The 19,669-nt window shown below is 67.8% G+C and carries 21 protein-coding genes and 1 tRNA gene; 11 read left to right on the forward strand and 11 right to left on the reverse strand.

The features are described from left to right. Positions 1–8: 8 nt before the first annotated feature. Positions 9–683 (reverse strand): GntR family transcriptional regulator, encoded by a 675-nt coding sequence (locus OR37_RS13590; RefSeq protein WP_004620819.1) that lies wholly within the window; start codon positions 681–683, stop codon positions 9–11. A gap of 206 nt (positions 684–889) precedes the next feature. Here OR37_RS13590 and OR37_RS13595 point away from each other — a divergent pair, with 206 nt between their 5' ends. Next, positions 890–2,209: an aspartate aminotransferase family protein gene (locus OR37_RS13595; RefSeq protein ID WP_004620821.1), complete on the forward strand. Its 1,320-nt coding sequence runs from the start codon at positions 890–892 to the stop codon at positions 2,207–2,209. A gap of 3 nt (positions 2,210–2,212) precedes the next feature. Here the strand turns inward: OR37_RS13595 and OR37_RS13600 are convergent, their stop codons facing one another. Both OR37_RS13600 and OR37_RS13605 read right to left on the reverse strand, forming a co-directional pair. Beyond that, positions 2,213–2,698: a hypothetical protein gene (locus OR37_RS13600; RefSeq protein WP_004620823.1), complete on the reverse strand. Its 486-nt coding sequence runs from the start codon at positions 2,696–2,698 to the stop codon at positions 2,213–2,215. A 71-nt stretch (positions 2,699–2,769) separates the two neighbouring features. Further along, positions 2,770–3,735: a bifunctional helix-turn-helix transcriptional regulator/GNAT family N-acetyltransferase gene (locus OR37_RS13605; RefSeq protein WP_004620824.1), complete on the reverse strand. Its 966-nt coding sequence runs from the start codon at positions 3,733–3,735 to the stop codon at positions 2,770–2,772. Between the two features lie 148 nt (positions 3,736–3,883). On the opposite strand from OR37_RS13605, the gene OR37_RS13610 reads away from it, so the two are divergent. The 4 genes from OR37_RS13610 to OR37_RS13625 all read left to right on the forward strand — a co-directional run bounded on the left by OR37_RS13610 (position 3,884) and on the right by OR37_RS13625 (position 6,478). Beyond that, a complete protein-coding gene (locus OR37_RS13610) occupies positions 3,884–4,117 on the forward strand; it encodes a hypothetical protein (protein WP_004620826.1) in 234 nt (77 codons plus the stop codon). 125 nt (positions 4,118–4,242) lie between these two features. After that, complete coding sequence (gene aroC / locus OR37_RS13615; protein ID WP_004620828.1) at positions 4,243–5,361, forward strand: chorismate synthase; 1,119 nt, start codon at positions 4,243–4,245, stop codon at positions 5,359–5,361. Between the two features lie 167 nt (positions 5,362–5,528). Continuing rightward, positions 5,529–6,059 (forward strand): response regulator, encoded by a 531-nt coding sequence (locus OR37_RS13620; RefSeq protein ID WP_004620830.1) that lies wholly within the window; start codon positions 5,529–5,531, stop codon positions 6,057–6,059. Positions 6,060–6,262: 203 nt separating this feature from the next. Beyond that, positions 6,263–6,478 carry a hypothetical protein gene (locus OR37_RS13625; RefSeq protein ID WP_004620831.1) on the forward strand — a complete coding sequence of 72 codons (216 nt, stop codon included), beginning with the start codon at positions 6,263–6,265 and terminating at the stop codon, positions 6,476–6,478. A gap of 8 nt (positions 6,479–6,486) precedes the next feature. On the opposite strand, the gene OR37_RS13630 is transcribed toward OR37_RS13625, so the two are convergent. From OR37_RS13630 to queC, 3 genes are all read right to left on the reverse strand, one after another. Beyond that, positions 6,487–6,852 (reverse strand): 6-carboxytetrahydropterin synthase, encoded by a 366-nt coding sequence (locus tag OR37_RS13630; protein ID WP_004620833.1) that lies wholly within the window; start codon positions 6,850–6,852, stop codon positions 6,487–6,489. Between the two features lie 72 nt (positions 6,853–6,924). Then, a complete protein-coding gene (queE, locus tag OR37_RS13635; RefSeq protein ID WP_004620834.1) occupies positions 6,925–7,557 on the reverse strand; it encodes a 7-carboxy-7-deazaguanine synthase in 633 nt (210 codons plus the stop codon). Between the two features lie 46 nt (positions 7,558–7,603). Further along, on the reverse strand, positions 7,604–8,332 hold the full coding sequence (queC, locus tag OR37_RS13640) for a 7-cyano-7-deazaguanine synthase QueC (protein ID WP_004620836.1): 729 nt from the start codon (positions 8,330–8,332) through the stop codon (positions 7,604–7,606). Positions 8,333–8,811: 479 nt separating this feature from the next. On the opposite strand from queC, the gene OR37_RS13645 reads away from it, so the two are divergent. From OR37_RS13645 to OR37_RS13655, 3 genes are all read left to right on the forward strand, one after another. Further along, positions 8,812–11,649, forward strand: a complete 2,838-nt coding sequence (locus OR37_RS13645) for a TonB-dependent receptor (RefSeq protein ID WP_004620837.1) — start codon at positions 8,812–8,814, stop codon at positions 11,647–11,649. A gap of 178 nt (positions 11,650–11,827) precedes the next feature. Beyond that, entirely contained in the window at positions 11,828–13,369 is a 1,542-nt protein-coding gene (locus tag OR37_RS13650) for a response regulator (RefSeq protein WP_004620839.1), read from the forward strand. A gap of 193 nt (positions 13,370–13,562) precedes the next feature. Continuing rightward, positions 13,563–14,294, forward strand: a complete 732-nt coding sequence (locus OR37_RS13655; protein WP_106404385.1) for a helix-turn-helix transcriptional regulator — start codon at positions 13,563–13,565, stop codon at positions 14,292–14,294. Positions 14,295–14,338: 44 nt separating this feature from the next. Here OR37_RS13655 and OR37_RS13660 read toward each other — a convergent pair whose 3' ends face one another. Further along, a complete protein-coding gene (locus tag OR37_RS13660) occupies positions 14,339–14,653 on the reverse strand; it encodes an Mpo1-like protein (protein WP_004620842.1) in 315 nt (104 codons plus the stop codon). Positions 14,654–14,781: 128 nt separating this feature from the next. On the opposite strand from OR37_RS13660, the gene OR37_RS13665 reads away from it, so the two are divergent. Continuing rightward, a complete protein-coding gene (locus OR37_RS13665; RefSeq protein ID WP_004620843.1) occupies positions 14,782–15,600 on the forward strand; it encodes an acyl-homoserine-lactone synthase in 819 nt (272 codons plus the stop codon). A gap of 130 nt (positions 15,601–15,730) precedes the next feature. Then, the gene (locus tag OR37_RS13670) at positions 15,731–16,159 is read left to right on the forward strand and encodes a helix-turn-helix domain-containing protein (RefSeq protein ID WP_004620846.1); all 429 of its coding nucleotides are present in this window, start codon (positions 15,731–15,733) and stop codon (positions 16,157–16,159) included. 86 nt (positions 16,160–16,245) lie between these two features. On the opposite strand, the gene OR37_RS13675 is transcribed toward OR37_RS13670, so the two are convergent. Next, a complete protein-coding gene (locus OR37_RS13675) occupies positions 16,246–16,599 on the reverse strand; it encodes a PilZ domain-containing protein (RefSeq protein ID WP_035017421.1) in 354 nt (117 codons plus the stop codon). Between the two features lie 80 nt (positions 16,600–16,679). Then, complete coding sequence (locus tag OR37_RS13680) at positions 16,680–17,885, reverse strand: methionine gamma-lyase (protein ID WP_004620850.1); 1,206 nt, start codon at positions 17,883–17,885, stop codon at positions 16,680–16,682. A gap of 108 nt (positions 17,886–17,993) precedes the next feature. On the opposite strand from OR37_RS13680, the gene OR37_RS13685 reads away from it, so the two are divergent. Then, positions 17,994–18,452, forward strand: coding sequence for an Lrp/AsnC family transcriptional regulator (locus OR37_RS13685; protein ID WP_004620852.1), 459 nt, complete (start codon positions 17,994–17,996; stop codon positions 18,450–18,452). Between the two features lie 37 nt (positions 18,453–18,489). Here OR37_RS13685 and OR37_RS13690 read toward each other — a convergent pair. Further along, positions 18,490–18,566: transfer RNA gene (locus OR37_RS13690), tRNA-Met, on the reverse strand. A 44-nt stretch (positions 18,567–18,610) separates the two neighbouring features. Then, positions 18,611–19,660: a glycosyltransferase gene (locus OR37_RS13695; RefSeq protein WP_004620854.1), complete on the reverse strand. Its 1,050-nt coding sequence runs from the start codon at positions 19,658–19,660 to the stop codon at positions 18,611–18,613. Between the last annotated feature and the right edge of the window lie 9 nt (positions 19,661–19,669).

Genomic DNA, 19,669 nt, shown 5'->3' on the forward strand with positions numbered 1-19,669 from the left:
CCGGGGGTTCACGACACGCCCTCCACGGCGGCCCGCATCTTGTCCATGCCTTCGGAAAGATCAGCGGCGATGGCGCGGCGGGCGCCTTCGGCGTCCTTGGCCTTCAGCGCGGCGATGGCCTGGGCGTGGTGGTCGGCCGCCAGGTCGTTGGCCCCAACGCGGCCGAACACCACCCGCATGAACGGCCCGATCTGCAGCCAGAGCCCCCCGGCCATGGCCAGAAGCACCTCGGCCCCGGCCCGCTCGTAGAGCGTGAAGTGAAAGGCGTGATTGGCCGTCATGTAGCGGTCGACATCGCCCAGTCTAAGCGCCTCGTCGAGATCGGCGTCCACGGCCTGAAGCTGGCGGATCAGACCGACGTCGGCGCTCGCGGCGGCGCGCGCCGCCAGCTCCGGCTCGACCCACAGCCGGGCCAGGGCCAGCTGCTCCAGCCGGTCGGCGGTCAGGGACGGCACGGACAGGCGCTTGTTGGCCGGGTTGATCGCCAGCGCCCGCTCGGCGACCAGCCGGCGGACCGCGTCCCGCACCGGCATCGGCGAGACGCCCAGCTCGCCGGCCAGGCTCCGCAAGCTGACGCCCTTGCCCGGCGCGATGCGACCGGTGATCAGCGCCCGCCGGATCGCCGCGTAGACCTGGTCGTGCACGGCCTGGGAGTCGGCGAGGGGTCTGCGAACGGCGGCCATCTCCCTCTCCCGACCTTCCCGGCGGAGGCCGGGATCCAGATCCAAAAGCGCTTGGGCTGACGGGATGAGCTCTGCGCCTTCCGGAGCCCAACCCAAGGCCCGCCATCCGGGCCCGGCGTTCGCCGGGGACGTCGGATGGAAGGAAACCCTTTCGAAGAAGATCAAATTGCGATCACAATGCAAGGCCTCTCCAAGGGAAGCCTCCCATGCCCGACTTCGGCGCCAACGACCTCGACGCCTTCTGGATGCCGTTCACGCCGAACCGGCGCTTCAAGGCCCATCCGCGCCTGCTGGCCTCGGCCAAGGGCATGTTCTATCGCACCCCCGAGGGCCGCGAGGTGCTGGACGGAACCGCCGGCCTCTGGTGCGTCAACGCCGGCCACGACCGCCCCCGCATTCGCGAGGCGATCCAGAAGCAGGCGGCGGAAATGGACTTCGCGCCCAGCTTCAACATGGGCCACCCGCTGGCCTTCCAGTTCGCCTCGCGCCTGGCCCAGATCACGCCGAAGGGCCTGGACCGCATCTTCTTCACCAACAGCGGTTCGGAGTCGGTCGACACGGCCCTGAAGATCGCCCTCGCCTATCACCGCGCCCGGGGCAAGGGGACCAAGACCCGGCTGATCGGGCGCGAACGCGGCTATCACGGCGTCGGCTTCGGCGGCATTTCGGTGGGCGGCATCTCGACCAACCGCAAGACCTTCGGGAGCCTGCTGACCGGCGTCGACCACCTGCCCCACACCCACGGCGTTCCCGGCAACCTGTTCACCAAGGGCCAGCCCGAGCACGGCGCGCATCTGGCCGACGATCTGGAACGCATCGTGGCCCTGCACGACGCCTCCAACATCGCCGCGGTGATCGTCGAGCCCGTCGCCGGCTCCACCGGGGTGCTGGTTCCGCCAAAGGGGTATCTGGAGCGCCTGCGCGCCATCTGCGACCGCCACGACATCCTCTTGATCTTCGACGAGGTGATCAGCGGCTTCGGACGCCTGGCCGCCCCGTTCGCCGCCGACCGTTTCGGCGTCACGCCCGACCTGATGTGCCTGGCCAAGGGACTGACCAACGCCGCCGTGCCCTGCGGCGCGGTGGCCGCCTCGACCGCCATCTATGACGCCATGCTGGCGGGCGCCGAGGCGCCGATCGAGCTCTTCCACGGCTACACCTATTCGGCCCACCCTCTGGCCTGTGCGGCGGGCCTGGCGACGCTGGAGACCTACCGCGAGGACGACCTCTTCGCCCGCGCCGCCGCGATCGAGGGCTACTGGCGCGAGGCCATCCACACGCTGGCCGACGCCCGCCACGTGATCGACATCCGCGACCTCGGCATCGTCGCCGGCATTGAGCTCGCGCCGCGCGACGGCGCCCCGACCGCCCGCGCGACCGAGGTGTTCGAGACCTGCTTCGACGAAGGCCTGCTGATCCGCGTCACCGGCGACACCATCGCCCTCTCTCCGCCGCTGATCCTGGAGAAGAGCCACATCGACCGGATGGTCGAGACGCTGCGGTCGGTTCTGGGACGGGTGGCGTGAGGTCTACATCGCGAACTTCGCGCTCACCCCGCAGCGGACCTGTCCATTGACCACCGCGACGCTGGCCGCGCGGCCCATGGTCAGGTCGTAGAAGGTCTGGCGTCCGTCCGCGACCACCGCCAGATAGTCCGGCGAGGTGAACTTGCACACCGGATAGCGCACGGACGCGCCGCCGATCGTCTCGACGCGGTGGGTGCAGGTCATGGCCCCGCCATGACGCTGGTAGATCGTTCCGTCGTAGGCCGTGACCTGCGGCGGCGTGGAGACACTGGCGAAGCGTTCGGGGGCCAAGGGCTGGCAGGGCTGGCCCGAAACGCTCCAATAGGCCGCGCGCTCGGCGACGTCGTCGCGCGCGTGTGTAGCGACCGCGTGGAAGATCGGCAGGCTGGCCAGGCCTGTCAGGACCAGCGCCACGGTCGCCCGACGCCGCTGGACGCGCCCCGGCGCCGCGATCTTCACCCGTTCGATGTGAAAGCCTTCGGGCGTCATGTCCGTCTCCCCAGCCGCACCGCGTTTTACAAACGTAACCCGACAGCGAGACGCTTGCCAACCGCCTTCGTTCAGTCCCGGCGCGGCCGGTAGGACATCGCCACGTCGCAACGGGCGTAGCGCGCCCCGAACAGGCGCATGATCTCGGCGTCGTGGACGAAGCCCAGCTTCTCGTAGAGGTGGATGGCCGGCGCGCACTTGGTGTTGGTCAGCAGGTACAGCTTGTCGACACCCAGGCTGGACGCGCGCTCCAGAACCTTGGTCAGCAGGAATTCGCCGACCTTCAGCCCCCGGGCGCTTTCCAGGACGCCCATCTTGGTCAGCTCGAACCAGCCGTCCTTGGAGGCCATCAGGGCGCAGGTTCCGACCACGCCCATCGCCGCCGTCTCGGCGAACAGCACCACCCCGCCCTTGTCGAGGATCAGCTCGCGCGGCCGTGACAAAAGGTCGATGTCGTTCTGTTCCAGGGTGAACATCGACTGGATCCACTCGGCGTTGATCCGGTGGAAGGCCTCGGCCAGATCGTCCGAGAAGTCGCGCGCCCACATCGTCGGCGTCGGGGCGCTTTCGATGCGCGCGAGTAACGACCTCTCGGCCAATCGCGCCTCGATCTTGGCTAGGCTCAGCATGACATCGCCCTCCAGGCCCTCGACCAGCTGCGCGGCGGCCGCCTCGATGCCGGGCAACATGCCGGTCTGGACGCGCGCCATGACCGCCTGGCCCTTCTCCGTCAGGGCCAACCGCTTGGTCCGGCCGTCGCCCGGCGCGCGGCGCGCCTCGACCAGCCCCTCGGCCTCCAGAGCGCCCAGAGCCCGGGTGACCGTGGGCTGGGCCAGCCGCAGCCGCTCCGCCAGAGCGCCGACCGCGATCGGGCCGTGCAGGCGGATGGTCATCAGCAGCGACATCTGGGCCGGCTGCACCGGCAGGTCGAACGCGCGCGCCACCTCGGCGGCGTCGGCCTGCATCCGCTCGGCCAGACGCTTGAGCCGGCTGCCCAGGAACCCCACGCCGAACCCGGCCAACAGATCGACATCCATCACGCGCCTCCGATTAATAGCTCGCTATATAGCTTGCTATATATAAACCTTCCACACAAGCGCTTGAACGCGTGACGCGGGGCGAAAATTGATACAGTCTGAAGTTGCACGAGAGATAATCTCCCGCGCCTCGACCGTGGAGACTGTAATGATCAGCAAACTTGCCACGAAGATCGCTCTGGGCGGCGCGATCGCCCTCAGCTTCCTGCCCGCCGTCGCGTTCGCCTATCCGCCGGTCGCCTATGAGCGCATCTATTACGCCGAGCCTGAGCACACGACCGAGGTCGGCGGCATGTACAGGCCTTGCCTGGGCCAAGGCATCACGCAGATTTGGGGTACGAGCAGCGCTTACTATACCGAGACCACCTATCCCTGCGAATAACGGGGCGCCGCGAACATACGATTGAAGCGAACCAGGGAACCTCTCTCGCGGGAGAGGTTCTTCGCGCCCGCGCGAAAACCGCCCCGCTTTTGCGCCCTCGCCCGGTTTCCGCTAGAAGCCGCGCCATGTCGCACAACACCTTCGGCCACCTGTTCCGCGTCACCACCTGGGGCGAGAGCCACGGGCCCGCCCTGGGCTGCGTCGTCGATGGCTGCCCGCCCGGGATCGCGCTGACGGCCGAGATGATCCAGAGGTTCCTCGACAAGCGCCGGCCTGGCAGCGGCAAGTTCGTGACCCAGCGCCAGGAGCCGGACGCGGTGCGCATCCTGTCGGGCGTGTTCGAGGACGAGCGCAGCAACGGCCAGCGCACGACCGGCACGCCAATCAGCCTGATGATCGAGAACACCGACCAGCGGTCGAAGGACTATTCCGAGATCGCCCAGGCCTTCCGCCCCGGCCATGCCGACTACGCCTATTTCGCCAAGTACGGCGTGCGGGACTATCGCGGCGGCGGGCGCAGCTCGGCGCGCGAGACCGCCGCGCGGGTCGCGGCCGGCGCGATCGCGCGCCTCGTCATCCCCGGCGTCACCGTGCGCGCGGCCCTGACCCAGATCGGGCCGCACGCGATCAACCGCGAAAACTGGGACTGGGGTCAGGTCGAGCGGAACCCCTACTGGTCCCCCGACGCCGCGATCGTGCCCGTGTGGGAAGAGCACCTGGAAAAAATCCGCAAGGCCGGCTCGTCGACCGGGGCGATCGTCGAGGTCGAGGCGATCGGCGTTCCGGCCGGCTGGGGCGCGCCGCTCTATGGCAAGCTGGACGCCGAGCTGGCCGCCGCGCTGATGTCGATCAACGCCGCCAAGGGCGTCGAGATCGGCGAGGGCTTCGCCAGCGCCGCCCTGACCGGCGAGGACAACGCCGACGCCATGCGCCTGGGGCCGGACGGCCAGCCGGCGTTCCTGTCCAACCATGCCGGCGGGATCCTGGGCGGCATTTCGACGGGGCAGCCCGTCGTCGCGCGCGTCGCCTTCAAGCCGACCTCGTCGATCCTGATCCCGCGCCAGACGCTGAACGAGGCGGGCCAGGAGGTCGATCTGCGCACCAAGGGCCGCCACGATCCCTGCGTCGGCATCCGGGGCGTCCCGGTGGTCGAGGCCATGACCGCCTGCGTGCTGGCCGACGCCTTTCTGCGCCATCGCGGCCAGACGGGCGGCGGCGCGTTCACCCTGAGCGCGCAAGCTTGAGCAAGATCAAGAGTCTCGCACCGATCGGCCTTGGCACTGATTTAGCTCGCCTTTTCAGTTGACCCGCGAAGGCTCGCGGGCGTAAGGCTGGAAACACCTATCCCCTGGCGCGAGACAATCACACGCCATGAGTGTGATGGGCGGCGCGATGACAGGGGGCCCAGCGCGTGCGTTTCGACCTTCTGAAAATACTGCTGGTCGACGACAACCAGCACATGCGCATCCTGCTGATCGAGATCTTGCGCGCGATCGGCGTCCAGCACGTCTTCGAGGCGATGGATGGGGCCGAGGCGCTGTCGATCATGCGAAGCACGGCCATCGACGTCGTGTTCACCGACCTGTCCATGAACGGCGTGGACGGCCTCGACTTCGTCAATCTGGTCCGTCGCGCGCCCAACAGCCCCAATCCGCTCGTCCCGATCGTGATGATCACCGGCCATTCGACCCAGCGCCGGGTGCACGAGGCGCGCGACGCGGGCGTCAACGAATTCCTGGCCAAGCCGGTGACCGCGCGCGGCGTCATCCATCGCCTGACCCTGCTGATCGAGAACCCCCGTCCGTTCGTGCGGACCGAGGACTATTTCGGCCCCGACCGCCGAAGGCGCGCCGATCCGCGCCACACGGGCCCCTGGCGGCGCGCCGAGGACGCCAACACCGCCTATCTGGACGTCGAGTCCGATCGCATCCGGCCGTCCTGACGCGGGCGCTCGGCCGCCGCGACGATCCGACACGCGGAATTTAAACGATTGGCCGGCTAGAGCCTCGCGCGTCAAAACGGAATCGTTTTGACGCGATAACGAGGCTCTAAATCAAATACTTAGAGCGTGACTCGCGCCGAAACCGGTTCCCACTTTCGGCGTCACGCTCTAGAAGAGCCAAACAGCGTTTTGTGAGCCTTGCCATGACCCTTCGCCGTCTCGCGCCGATCACCGCCGTCCTGACGGCGCTGGCCCTCTCGCAGGCGGGCTGCGTGGCCTCCGCCGTGGGCGCCGCGGCCGGCACGGCCATCGGGGTCACCGGCGCGGCGGTCGGCGGCGCGGCCAAGCTGGGCGGCCATGCCGTCATGGCCACGGGCCGGGCCATCACGCCGGGACACGGCGACAAGGATCCGAAGTAGGCGGCGCCCTACAGCGCCAGGGAGCAGGTCTCGCCGATCGTCGGGCGCGACAGCACCACGCGCGACAGGCTCGGGAAGGTCCCCTTCAGCCGCTCGGCGAAATAGAGGCACAGACGCTCCAGGCTCGGGACGTCCAGGCCGGGCTTTTCGTTCAGCAGGCCATGGTCGAGCTCGGCCGCGATGGCCTTCAGCGCCACGTCCAGGCTTTCCAGGTCGGCGACCCAGCCGGCCTCCGCCATCTCGCCCTTCACGCTGGCCTCGACCTTGAACGAGTGGCCGTGCAGCCGGCGGTAGCGATGGTCCGGCGGACCCTGCTCAATGAAATGGGCCGCGTCGAAATACGCGGCCTTCGTGATCTCGAAGACGGGCTTCATATGTCGCTTCTTTGACTAGGCCTGGGAGGCTCTAGCGCGACGACCCTGTCACCAAGTCGCGCGCCTTATCCGTCAGGGCAGGCCGAGATATTTGTGTGTTTGGACGCTTAAACGCCATTGCGGGTGGGAAAGGCAATAGGCCACCGCCAATTGGGTGTTCCGCTCGCGCTCCGGTCCGTCCATCGGCTGCAGGTAGAAGCGCTCGAAATCGAGGTCGGCGAACCGCTCGGGCGGGGCCTTTTCCTGAGGAAAAACAAGCTTCAGTTCCTGGCCGGACGTTTGAACCACCGGCGCGTCGGCCTTGGGGCTGACGCAGATCCAGTCGATTCCGTCCGGCGCCTTAAGGGTTCCGTTGCTCTCGACCGCGATCTGGAACCCTCGCGCGCGCAGGGCCGCGATCGCCTCGGCGTCCAGCTGCAGCAGCGGCTCCCCGCCGGTGCAGACGACCAGGCGATCGTCCGGCCCGCCGGTCCACTGGGCCTCGACCGCCGAGGCCAGCGCCTCGGCCGTGGCGAACTTGCCGCCGTTCTCGCCGTCGGTCCCGACGAAGTCGGTGTCGCAGAACGCGCAGACCGCCTTGGCGCGGTCCTGCTCGCGCCCGCTCCACAGGTTACAGCCGGAGAACCGGCAGAACACCGCCGCCTTGCCGGCCTGGCCGCCCTCGCCCTGAAGGGTGAGGAAGATCTCCTTCACCGAATAGGTCATACTCCCTTCCCCCTTTGATGGGGGAAGGAAAACCGCTGATCGCCGCTCATCGGACGAGCGCCTCGCGCCCCGCCGCGTCCCACTCGGCGTAGCCTTTTTCGCGCAGCTCGCACGCCGGGCAGGTTCCGCAGCCGTGGCCCCACGGATGGAGCTCGTCGCGTTCGCCCTGGTAGCAGGTGTGGCTTTCCTCGACGATCAACCGGACCAGATCCTCGCCGCCCAGGCTCTTGGAGAGCGCCCAGGTCTGGGCCTTGGTCAGCCACATCAGCGGAGTCTCGACGCGGAAATTCCGATCCATGCCCAGGTTCAGGGCGCCTTGCATGGCGTCCAGCGTGTCGCGGCGACAGTCCGGATAGCCCGAGAAGTCGGTCTCGCACATGCCGCCGACCAAGGCGTCGATCCCGCGCCGGTCGGCCAGGGCCGCGGCGTAGATCAGGAACACCAGGTTGCGCCCAGGGACGAAGGTCGACGGCAGGCCGCGCTCGGTCATCTCGATGGCGCGGTCGGCGGTCAGGGCCGACTGGGCCACCGCGCCGAAGCTCCTGATGTCGAGCACATGGTCCTCGCCCAGGCGCTCGGCCCAGCGCGGAAAGCGCGCGGCGATCTCGCGGCGCACGGTCTGGCGGGCCTCCATCTCGATGGCGTGGCGTTGGCCATAGTCGAAGCCGACGGTCTCGACCCGCCCATAGCGCTCCAGCGCCCAGGCCAGGCACACGCTGCTGTCCTGGCCGCCGGAAAACAGGACCAGGGCCGCTTGGCTCTCGGTGGGGCTCATGCGGGCCTCTCGACTTGAAAGAGGGGGAACATGGGCCCTCCCCTACACCAAGCAAGGCCGCCCCGGAACCTCGGGCGCGGCGCCACCTGGCCGAACCGCGCTCTTTGGCGATACTCCGGACATGAAGATCGCCGACGTCTTTCGCCCGCGAAATATATGGAAACCGCCGATCAGCCGCTATATTGGCGACTCAGAGCGCGACTTTCCGTCGCGGAACGCGACAAACCTGATCTTCTAATTCAAGGGTGACTTACGCGCCCTAGGAGAACAAGGCCCTCCGAAAGTGAAAAGGCGTAACCTATCGCTGATCACTTACACGCAGGCCAGTTGACAGCTTTCAAACGCAAGTATGCAATCTCCCAATGCCACGAAGGGCCCGCCGTGCGCCCGCGTGGTGAAAAACAGTACGGCGCCGAGGAAACATCGACCCTCGCAGGCTCCGCCCATAAGGGGCCGCTTGGGTTCAGGGAGGGAATTCAATGTCGCAAACTCTGCGTATGCGGAGCCTGTTGGTCATGGGCGCTTCCGTGATCGCGATCTCCGGCTTCGCCGTCCCCGCGTTCGCGCAGCAGGCCAAGCCCGCTCAACCGGCGGCCCAGACCACGGTCATCGAGGAACTGGTCGTCACCGCCCAGAAGAAGGAAGAGGCGCTGCAGGACGTGCCGATCGCGGTGTCGGCCTTCAGCCAGGACAGCCTGGCCGCGCAGAAGATCGACGGCGGTCCCAACCTGCAGCAGGCGATTCCGAACGTCACCTTCGCCCGCAGCAACTTCACCAACAGCTTCAACTTCCAGATCCGCGGCATCGGGGCCAAGGCGGTCGGCGCGTCGGCCGACCAGGGCGTCGGCGTCCACATGAACAACGCCCCGCAGCAGTCGGGCAACCTGTTCGAATCCGAATTCTATGACGTCGAGCGCGTCGAAGTGCTGCGCGGCCCGCAGGGCACGCTGTATGGCCGCAACGCCACCGGCGGCGTGGTCAACGTGATCACCGCCAAGCCGACCGACAAGTTCGAGGCCAATGTCCGCGCCGAAGTCGGCAACTACGGCTCGACCCGCTATCGCGGCATGGTCAACATCCCGATCTTCGAGGACAAGCTGGCCGTTCGCGTCGCCGGCACCACGCTGAACCGCGACGGCTTCGTCACCAACACCTTCAACAATCACAAGGTCGACGACCGGGATCTGTACTCGACCCGCGTCCAGGTGATGTTCAACCCGACCGAGAAGCTGCGCACCAACTTCCTGTGGGAGCGCTTCCACGAGGACGACAACCGCGCCCGCACCGGCAAGCAGCTCTGCACCAAGGACCCGGGCCCGGCCACGGTCGGCGGCGTCGCCACCGGCGCGTCGCGCATCTTCCTGTCGCAGGGCTGTCTGCCCTCGTCGCTGTATGGCTCCAGCGCCTATGGCACGGTCAACACCGCCGGCACCCTGACCGGCCTGCTGGGCAACATCTTCGGCTTCACCTCGGGCGACGTGAACGCCGGCAACACCACCTCGACCGACCTGCAACAGATCCAGACCGCTCTGGACCCGCTGTATCGCTCGGCCTCGAACACCTATCAGTTCACCCTGAACTACGACCTGACCGACAAGCTGGCCTTCACGGCCATGACGTCCTACGGCAAGGGCACGGTCTATACCAAGCAGGACTACAACCGCACCGTCTCGCTGGTGCCGTTCAACAACACGCCGTTTACGCCGGGCGGCTTCTTCAACGACCCGCAGGTCGGCAACACCAACAAGTTCACCACGATCGACGTCTCGTCGGGCCGCTCCGAACAGTTCAGCCAGGAACTGCGACTGCAGTCGTCGTTCGACGGTCCGCTGAACTTCAACTTCGGCGGCATCCACTTCACCTACCGGACGCTGACCGACTACTACGTGATCGGCAACTCGCTGACCCTGTCGTCGCTGGCCCTGAACTACTCCAAGACCGGCAACCCGAACTGCAACCCGGCGACCACCGCCAACTGCATCGGCATCGACACCTCGGCCACGCCGACCGGCGACGGCCACAACTACTATGACAACCGCACGCCCTACACCCTGACCTCGGACGCCCTGTTCGGCGAACTGTACTGGCAGGCCAACGAGGATCTGAAGTTCACCCTGGGCCTGCGCCAGACCCGCGACAAGAAGGCGGTGAAGAACTTCTCGACCGTGCTGCTGGCGCCCGGCTACGGCCTGACGCTGAACCCGACCAACCCCGACCAGCGCGCCCGCTTCAGCGAGCTGACCGGCCGCTTCGGCTTCGACTACAAGGCGCACCTGTCGTTCACCGACGACACGCTGCTGTATGCCTTCTACTCCAAGGGCTACAAGGGCGGCGGCATCAACCCGGGCGTCCCGGCCAACTCGGTCGGCGTCAAGCAGACCTTCGACCCCGAATTCGTCAACGCGATCGAGGTCGGCACCAAAAACACGATGCTGCACGGCAGCCTGCTCTTCAACGCCACCGGCTTCTACTACGATTACCAGGGCTATCAGATCTCGAAGATCGTCAACCGCACCTCGGTCAACGAGAACGTCAACGCCAAGGTCTACGGCCTGGAGTTCGAGACCATCTGGTCGCCGGTGCATGACCTGAAGCTGAACGCCAACCTGGGCTATCTGCACACCAAGATCGGCGACGGCGTCAGCTCGATCGACACCATGAACCGCACGCAGAACAACCCGCTGTACACGGTCGTGAAGGTCGGTCCCAACTCGCCCGCCGTCGGCGCCAACTGCGTGCTGACGACCTCCGGCGTCGCCACGGTGCTGGGCCTGGGCGCGGGCGCCACCCTGCCCTTCGCCTGCTCGGGCGCGGCGGCCTACCAGGCGTTCCTGGCGACTCCGGCCGCGCTCGGCGGCGCGGGTCTGCCGGCCGCCACGGCCGCCTTCCTGGCCAACGGCACCGGTCTCTACAACTACGGCGCCGGCTATTCGATCGAAGGCACGGCCTCCAGCCTGGCGGGCAAGGAGCTGCCGAACTCGCCGCACTGGACCGCCTCGGTCGGCGCCCAGTACCGCTTCGACCTGCCGGGCGGCTGGAACGCCACCTTGCGCGGCGACTACTATCGCCAGACCCAGCAGTTCGCCCGGGTCTACAACACCGACTACGACCGCCTGAAGGCCTGGGACAACGCCAACATCACCCTGAAGCTGGACAAGCCGGAATGGGGTGTGACGCTCGAGGCCTATGTGAAGAACCTGGGCAACAAGACCCCGATCGTCGACGCCTATACGACCGACGACACCTCGGGTCTGTTCACGAACGTAATCACCCAGGAGCCGCGCCTGTACGGCGTGGCCATCACCAAGTCCTGGTAGGCTTGGCGAAACCATCGAGAACGGGGGCGACGGTCTGACCGTCGCCCCTTTTTTCATGTTCTCTCGCGTCGCGGCGCGATCCTCGCGCGAGGCCCAGAAAGAGAAGCGCGCTCGACTTAACGACTCCGCAAGGCCGCTCGGTCCATGTTCGCCTCCCGAATGCCGAGCGAAGCGCTGTATGGAAACGCTATCCCGCCTCATCGACCACCGCGCCCCGATCAGCCCCGCCACGCCCTGCGGTCAGGTGGCGGCGCTGTTCGACGCGGAACCGGCCCTGCCCGCGCTGGCGGTCGTCGAGGGCGCCGCGCCGGTGGGCCTGGTCTACCGCGACGTCCTGAAAGGCATGATGCGCGTCGCGGGCGAGACCCTGGCGACCCAGCCGATCGCCAATGTCATGGACCCCGAGCCGCGGATCGTCGCGGCCGATCTCGACGCCAACGCCTTCGTCATGGCGCTGGCCGAGAGCCCCACGCCGATCCACCGCTCGGCCTATGTCGCCGTGGACGGCGCGGGCCGCTATCTGGGCGTCGGCGGTCTGTCCTCGCTGCTTGAGTCTCACGGCCGTCGCCAGCGCGAGGCGCGCGACGCCATGGCCCTGGTGGAGCGCATGGCCGTCGATGTCGGCGCCCACCTGAACGGCGTCATGGCCATCACCGAGCGCCTCGAGCATCAGCGCCTGACGCCCGACGCCTCCGCCTTCGTCCGCGCCATCGGCGACACCAGCCGCGACATGGGCGAGACCCTGAGCCGCGCCGTCGATCTGCACCGCTCGGCGCAGGGCCAGCTGACCTTCAAGCTCGCGCCGATGCGCCTGCGCGATCTGGCCGACGCGATCGAGGCGCGCTGGGCGCCACGCGCCCAGGAAGGCGGCTCCATGCTCCTGGTGTCCTACGATGGCGACCCCGAGTGCGGCGTCGAGGCCGACGGCGATCGTCTGCTTCAGGTCTTCGACATCCTGATCGAGAACGCCCTGGCGTGCGGCCGGGGCCTGATCGAGGCCCGCCTGACCGCTCGCGCGGAGGGCGCCAAGATCCGACTCGACGGTCAGGTCCGCGACAACACCGAGGGGCATCTGGAAGAGCGCCTGGCGCGCGTGCGCGACCCGCTGAGCGCCGTCAGCCTGCGCGATCACAGCGAATTGGCCCACTGCGTCGGCGTGGCCCTGGCTCATCGCATCATGCGCGCGATGGGCGGCCCATTGGCGGCGGAGCCCAATCGCGGCGCGGGCTTGACGGTCGGCTTCTCGCTGAGCGTCGCCCCGGCCGCCGCGGTCGAGGCCCAGGAGGCCGAACCCGCCGTCGCCGGTCGCGCGGCTCACATCCTGATCGTCGATGACAACGCCACCAATCGCATGGTCGCCGAAGCGCTGTGCGACATGTTCGAATGCACGTCGGAACAGGCCGTCGACGGCGTCGAGGCGATCGAGATGGCCCGCGGCGGCCGCTTCGATCTGATCCTGATGGACATCAAGATGCCCCGGATGGACGGCATCGCCGCGACCCGCGCCATCCGCGAGATGAGCGGCCGTCCGGCGCGGACGCCGATCGTCGCCTTGACCGCGAACGCCGATCCCGCCGATGTCCAGACCTACATCGCCGCCGGGATGCAGGATGTGGTCGAAAAGCCGATCAAGCCCGAGCGCCTGGCCGTCGTCCTGTCGGCCCTGCTCTCCGACGAGGACGACCAGGACGCCGAAAGCGGTCACGAGGCCGCCGCCTGATCCTGGGTCGCGAGGCTCTAAATCGTATACTTGTGAGCGTAACTCGCCCCCGAAGCCGGTTCCCACTTTCGGCGTCACGCTCCAGCGACCATCGGACGAGCGCGCCGGGCGCCACCCAGGGTAGTAGTCGCTTGGCGCCCGCGAGACTCCTGGCCTAGCCTACCCTGACGTGTTCCTCAGGATGTCCCGCAGGGTGCTGACCACCGCCGAACAACAGGCCTGGGCCTTTCTCAGCAGAGCGCCGCATCTGGGATCGGCGGGCGAGGTCGAGACCCATTTCGCCCAGGCCATCGGCGCGTTCGGCTATGACCGGTTCTGCGCCACCCTGGTCAATGCCGAACGCTACGGCAGGGAACCGCCGACCCTGAGCCGCCAGGACTTCGACGCTTGGGATCAGCGCTATTGGGGCGAGCGCTATGTCGTCCATGATCCGTGCGTGAAGCTGCTGCTGAAGTCGCCTCGCGCCTTCGCCTGGAGCGACGCCAAGCCCTTTGGCGACGGCCGCGCCCAGGCCATGTGGGGCGAGGCCGGCGAGCACGGCATGAACGAGGGCTTCGTGGTGCGCGTCTTCGGGCCCGCCGGCCAGGAGGTGCTGATCCGCATGTCGACCCGCGCGCCCGACACCGACCCCGCCGCCCGCGCCGTGCTCGAGAGCCTGGCCACGGTCTTCGGAACCGTCATGCTCAAGCACTGGGAGCTGCAGGACGACAATCCCGACTACGGGGTGATCTCCGAGCGCCAGGCCCAGTGCCTGTACTGGGCCAGCCGGGGCAAGACCGACTGGGAGATCGGCGCGATCCTGGAGCTGTCGCCCCGCACCGTCCACCATCACATCGAGGCGGCGAAGAAGCGCCTGGGCGTCGTCAAGCGCCAGGAGGCGGTCATGAAGGCCGGCGAACTGGGCCTGCTCAGCCAAGCGGGTTGACCCGACGCGCCCGTTTCAACGGCCTTGGCGCGATCGGATGAGCCTCAGAACCCGCGCTTGCCCGTCACGGTCTCGAACCACAGCCGGAAGTCCCCCATCAGGCTGTAGAGCGGATATTTGAACGTCGCCGGCCGGTTCTTCTCGAACACGAAATGCCCCACCCAGGCGAAGCCGTAGCCGACCACCGGCGCGGCCGCGAAGAACCAGGCGCTGCGCAGCGCGCCCAGAACCAGACACGCCACCACCAGCGTCGTGCCCACAACGTGCAGCCGCCGGCTGACCGGATGGACGTGTTCGGTCAGGTAGAAGGGATAGAAGGCCGCGAAGCTGCGGTAGCGTTCTTCGGACAGCGGGCTCATGGCGGGATGCTGGCCTCGTGGAGGCGCGCTGGCAAGCGCGGCCGCATAGGCCGTTTGGCCTATCGCCCGCCAGGCGGATCATGTCTCCTAATCCAGCCGTCCCGTCATCGCCTGCTGGGGGCCGGCCCATGATCCACATCATCACTTCCGAGAACCGTCACCTGTACGGCCCGCAGCTCTGGGCCATGCACGAGGAGCGCCGCCGCCAGTGCGTCGAGAAAAACGGCTGGGTCGACCTGGTCGTTCTGGATGGCGGCGAGGTCGACGACTACGACGATGATCGCGCCATCTATCTGCTGGGCTTCGACGACGAGATGCGGCTGGAGGTCGGGCTGCGCCTGCGCCCCACCGACGACCGCTGCATGTTGGCCGACAAGTTCCCGCACCTGATCGCTCCGGGCGAGACCCCCAAGAAGGGTCCCGACGTCTGGGAGGCCACCCGCCTGTTCACCACCGAGGTCTATCGCGATCGCAAGGGGGCGGGCCGGGGCCAGCGCGTGTTCGAGGTCTGGGCGGCGGCGTTCGAGCACGCCCTGCGCCACGGCGTCACGCGCTTCGTGGGCATGATCGACATGCAGCTCTATCCAGGCATCCTGAACTCGCCGATCGACACGCGCCTGGTCGGCATTCCACGCGCCTACCAGTACGGCGTGGCGGCCGGCTCGGAGATCGCCGTCAGCCCAGAGCTGCTGGCGCGCGTGCTGGAATCGATCTGCCGCGAATCGCCGGTGGGCTACGAGGTCGACGCGCTGGACATGATGGCGTTCGGCGACCTCGCCGCCGTGCAGCGCCAGGTGAAGCGCGCCATGACCCCGCAGTTGGGCGCCGGCGCGGAACGGGACGAGACTCTGGCGGCGGAAACCCTCTATCGGCTGCATGACACGAAAACGGCGGCGCGGCGCATCTGGGATGACCGTGGTCACGGTACCCGGACCTTGCACGCGTGACATCGTGTAGAAGGCGGTCGCAAAGCAAAGCTTGACCATAGCGACCTAACGCCGCGCCCGGCATACCTCGCTTTCACCAACGTCACGGTCGTGTCATGTTCTGCGGACAACCGTTGGAGGCGGAAGAAAGATGAAAGAAGAAACCGAAGGCCGGCGCCCAAATCCCGTCGACATGCATGTCGGCGGTCGCGTGAGAATGCGTCGCAAGCTTATGGGCGTCAGCCAGGAACAGTTGGCGGAATCCCTGGGCCTGACCTTCCAGCAAGTTCAGAAATACGAGCGCGGCGCCAATCGCGTCAGCGCGTCAAAGCTCTACGAGATCGCCCGTACACTTCAGGTGCCGGTGTCGTTCTTCTTCGACGGCCTGGCCGACCCGATGAGCGGCGCCGAGGTCGATGACGCGACGCGGCACGCCGAAAAGGTGGTCCAGGAGTTCCTGACCACTCCCGAAGGTCTGGAGCTGGCCGAGGTGTTTCCGCGCATCGGTCGCGGCCGCGTCCGTCGCCAGGTTCTCGACCTGGTGCGCGCGATGGCCGACGAAGCCGCGCGCGAGGCCTAGAGTAGTGACGGTGAAGGCTCGCCAGAGGCCCTCGACCCCGTGAAATTCCAAAGGCTCCGGTTGGCGGAACCGGGGCCTTCTTCACATCAGCCGGGGTCCGTTTCGGACCGGGACGCGCGCCAGATCCGCCGGGCCACGCCGGCGGCGGCCGGCGCCAGGCCGCGCAGGTCATAGGTGCGGAGAATGCGCAGGCCCAGCTCGCGATCGCGGCGCCAGGCGACGACCACGTCGTGGGCCTGCCCCTCGGCGATATCCACCAGCTGCATCTGGTCCGGAGGCGTCGCGCCCGCCAGCATCTGGATTTTGACACCCTGGCTGGAGACGTCACGGATCACGCAGTCCCAGGCGAAGGCGCCGCACAGCACCTTTCCCGGTCTCCGCGTCGGGACACGGACGGATGTCCGCCGATCCTGATCCACGCCCGCCGTAAACTTCGACATGGAAGGATAAACGCACGGCGCGGTTAATCGGCCGTGCAGACGTAGGAATTTTGTAGGGAAGGTTAACGCCGCGGCGACGCTCAGGCCATCGCCGGAACCTTCCGAACCTCCAGCGCCGCTTCGAGATCGCGCAGGATATCGGCGACCTCCTCCAGCCCCACCGACAGCCGCACCAGCCCCTCGCCGATGCCCGCCGCCGCCCGCTCCTCGGGCGTATAGGGCGAGTGGGTCATGCTGGCCGGATGCTGGATCAACGTCTCCGCGTCGCCGAGCGAGACCGCCCGACGGATCAGCGCCAGGCGGTTCATCATCGACACGCCCGCCTGGTGGCCGCCCTTCAGCTCGAAGGCGATCATGCCGCCGCCCAGCGCCATCTGCCGCTCGGCCAGGGCCCGCTGCGCGAAGCCGGCCAGACCCGGATAGAAGACGCGCTCGACGGCCGGATGCGCGTCCAGCCAGCGGGCCACGGTTTCGGCGCTGGCCGCGTGTCGGGCCATGCGCAGCGACAGCGTCTTCAGGCCTCGCAGCACCAGAAAAGCCGTGAACGGCGACATCACGGCCCCGGTCATGTCCTTCACCCCGCACAGGCGCACCCGCGCCATGTCCTCGGTCCCGCCGACGGCCACGCCGCCGACGAGGTCGCCGTGGCCGCCCAGATATTTCGTGGCCGAGTGGACGACGATGTCGGCGCCCAGCGCGATCGGGCGGGTGATCACAGGGGTGGCGTAGGTATTGTCAACCACCACCTTGGCCCCCGCCGCCCGCGCGATGTCGGCGATGGCCGCGATGTCGACGAGGCGCATGTTCGGATTGGCCGGGGTCTCGAAATAGACAATCCGCGTCTTCTCCGAGATGACCGCCGCCAGCGCGTCAGGCTCGGTCATGTCGACCTGGCGGACCGTCACGCCGAAGCGGGTCAGGCCGTCGCGCAGGAAGGCGAAGGTGCAGCCATAGAGGGTCTGGTCGGTGATCACCTCATCGCCGGCCTTCAGAAAGCTCCACAGCGTGGCCGTGATCGCGCCCATGCCCGAGGCGGTGGCGACCGCGGCCTCCGCGCCTTCCAGGCTGGCCAGCCGCCGTTCCAGGAGGTCGGTCGTCGGGTTCGAGATCCGCGAATAGAAGTGCCCCTCGCGGGTCCCGGCGAACATCTCGCCGCCGGCTTCGGCGCTCTCGAAGGCGAAGGTCGAGGTCAGGTGCAGCGGCGGCGTCAGCGCGCCCTGCGCTTCGGCGGGATCGTATCCCGCATGGATCGCTCGCGTGGCGAAGCCGGCTTGATCTTGGCGCATCCGATAGCTCCCTGTTGAAGCGACCATGACGCCGTTTGAGGTCGATCGGATTGCGAACCCTGCCATCCTGAGGGCATATTTTGGCAGATCCTGCCACGGAAGGCCGAGATGGACGCCAAGGACCGCCAGATCATCCGAGAGCTGCAAAAGGACGGACGCCTGACCAACCAGGAACTGGCCGAGCGGGTGAACCTCTCGCCCTCGCCCTGCCTGAGGCGGGTTCGCAATCTGGAAAGCGAAGGCGTGATCAAGGGCTACACGGCCCTCGTCGACCAGAAGGCCTACGGCCTGCCGATCACCGTGTTCGTCCGCGTGCGCCTCGACCGCCACGGCCAGGACCTGATCACCGGCTTCGAGGCGGCGGTGGCGCGGATCGATCAGATCCTCGACTGCTTCCTGCTGGCGGGCGGCGACGACTATCTGTTGCGCGTCATCGTCGACAGTCTGGAGGCCTATGAGGACTTCATGCGCCGCAAGCTGCACGCCATCCCAGGCATCGCCTCGATCGACACCAGTTTCGCCTATGGCGTGGTCAAGCAGACGCGGGTCTTCCCGGTCTCGACCTGACCCAAGCCGCTCAATTATCGAGGAAAACAGTCCGTCCTGGTGGCGGGGGGCGGGATCGAACCGCCGACCTGTGGGTTATGAATCCACCGCTCTAACCATCTGAGCTACCCAGCCATCGCCAGGACGGACGGGGGTCATACGCCCAAGCGCGCTTCGCATCAAGCCCGCGATAGAATTCCGTCGAGCGCCGCTTCCAGGCGCCGCGCCAGTTGATCCGGACCGTATTGGCTCAGCACCAGATCCCGCGCGGCCCGGCCGTAACCGCGCGCGGCCTCGCGGTCGCCGATCAGCTCGCCCAGCGCCTCGGCCAGACGGTCCGGGTCGTCGTCGGGCACGAGGCGACCGGTGACCCCGTCCTTCAGGATCTCATTTGGCCCGTCGATCTCGGTCGCCACCACCGGCAAGCCCACGGCCATGGCTTCCAGCAGGGTCAGGGGAAACCCCTCCTGGTGCGAGGGAAAGGCGAAGAGGTCGCCCTGGGCCAGGAAGCCGGCGACGTCGCGGGTCCAGCCCGCCAGGGTCACGCACGACGCCAGGTCCAGCTCGCCGATCAGGGCCTCCAGCGCGCCGCGCTCGTCGCCCTCGCCGGCGATCTCGCAGCGGACGTCATAGTCCCAGGCGCGCAGCTTGCCGACGGCGCGGATCAGGACGTCGAAGCCCTTCTTGGGGTGCAGTCGACCGGCGGCGACGATCTTCACCGGACCGTCGTCCCGGGCCAGCGGATGGGCTGTGACGCTGGGCGGGGTCACGGCGTTGGGGATGAACCAGACATGGTCCGCCGGCGCGCCCCGCTCAATCGCCAGCCGGGCCAGATGCTGGCCGACAGCCAGGTAGTGGGTTCCGGGCGTGACGTCGAACGACGGCTTGTGCAGGCACACCGCCTGGACGACCTTGGCCGGCGCGGCCCTGGCGAACAGGCGCGCCGGGCGCTGGCCATGGCTGAGGATCAGATCGGGCGCGACGGCCCTGACCAAGGCCCGCGCCGCGCCGACCGTCACGGGATCCCAGTCGGTCAGAGCCGGCATCACCGCCAGGGGCGGCGTGCGCGAGGCCTCCCGCTCGGCCACCTTGCCGCCCTTGCGCGCCACGCCGACGCAGCGCCCGCCGTGCTTGGCGGCCCAGGCCTCCAGGATCGGCTGGTAGTCCAGGAACACCTGCTCCAGACCGCCCAGCCCCTTGCCCAGCATGGCGTGCAGCAGGTTGGTCAAGGCGGGCTC

The sequence above is a fragment of the Caulobacter vibrioides OR37 genome, assembly GCF_000372645.1.
In the GTDB taxonomy this organism is placed as follows: Bacteria; Pseudomonadota; Alphaproteobacteria; order Caulobacterales; family Caulobacteraceae; genus Caulobacter; species Caulobacter vibrioides_E.

What these genes read in the sequence shown, in the direction of transcription:
- OR37_RS13590 (WP_004620819.1), bottom strand. Translation starts at nt 683, where the DNA reads ATGGCCGCCGTTCGCAGACCCCTCGCCGACTCCCAGGCCGTGCACGAC.
- OR37_RS13595 (WP_004620821.1), top strand. Translation starts at nt 890, where the DNA reads ATGCCCGACTTCGGCGCCAACGACCTCGACGCCTTCTGGATGCCGTTC.
- OR37_RS13600 (WP_004620823.1), bottom strand. Translation starts at nt 2,698, where the DNA reads ATGACGCCCGAAGGCTTTCACATCGAACGGGTGAAGATCGCGGCGCCG.
- OR37_RS13605 (WP_004620824.1), bottom strand. Translation starts at nt 3,735, where the DNA reads ATGGATGTCGATCTGTTGGCCGGGTTCGGCGTGGGGTTCCTGGGCAGC.
- OR37_RS13610 (WP_004620826.1), top strand. Translation starts at nt 3,884, where the DNA reads ATGATCAGCAAACTTGCCACGAAGATCGCTCTGGGCGGCGCGATCGCC.
- aroC (WP_004620828.1), top strand. Translation starts at nt 4,243, where the DNA reads ATGTCGCACAACACCTTCGGCCACCTGTTCCGCGTCACCACCTGGGGC.
- OR37_RS13625 (WP_004620831.1), top strand. Translation starts at nt 6,263, where the DNA reads ATGACCCTTCGCCGTCTCGCGCCGATCACCGCCGTCCTGACGGCGCTG.
- OR37_RS13630 (WP_004620833.1), bottom strand. Translation starts at nt 6,852, where the DNA reads ATGAAGCCCGTCTTCGAGATCACGAAGGCCGCGTATTTCGACGCGGCC.
- queE (WP_004620834.1), bottom strand. Translation starts at nt 7,557, where the DNA reads ATGACCTATTCGGTGAAGGAGATCTTCCTCACCCTTCAGGGCGAGGGC.
- queC (WP_004620836.1), bottom strand. Translation starts at nt 8,332, where the DNA reads ATGAGCCCCACCGAGAGCCAAGCGGCCCTGGTCCTGTTTTCCGGCGGC.
- OR37_RS13645 (WP_004620837.1), top strand. Translation starts at nt 8,812, where the DNA reads ATGTCGCAAACTCTGCGTATGCGGAGCCTGTTGGTCATGGGCGCTTCC.
- OR37_RS13650 (WP_004620839.1), top strand. Translation starts at nt 11,828, where the DNA reads ATGGAAACGCTATCCCGCCTCATCGACCACCGCGCCCCGATCAGCCCC.
- OR37_RS13660 (WP_004620842.1), bottom strand. Translation starts at nt 14,653, where the DNA reads ATGAGCCCGCTGTCCGAAGAACGCTACCGCAGCTTCGCGGCCTTCTAT.
- OR37_RS13665 (WP_004620843.1), top strand. Translation starts at nt 14,782, where the DNA reads ATGATCCACATCATCACTTCCGAGAACCGTCACCTGTACGGCCCGCAG.
- OR37_RS13670 (WP_004620846.1), top strand. Translation starts at nt 15,731, where the DNA reads ATGAAAGAAGAAACCGAAGGCCGGCGCCCAAATCCCGTCGACATGCAT.
- OR37_RS13675 (WP_035017421.1), bottom strand. Translation starts at nt 16,599, where the DNA reads ATGTCGAAGTTTACGGCGGGCGTGGATCAGGATCGGCGGACATCCGTC.
- OR37_RS13680 (WP_004620850.1), bottom strand. Translation starts at nt 17,885, where the DNA reads ATGCGCCAAGATCAAGCCGGCTTCGCCACGCGAGCGATCCATGCGGGA.
- OR37_RS13685 (WP_004620852.1), top strand. Translation starts at nt 17,994, where the DNA reads ATGGACGCCAAGGACCGCCAGATCATCCGAGAGCTGCAAAAGGACGGA.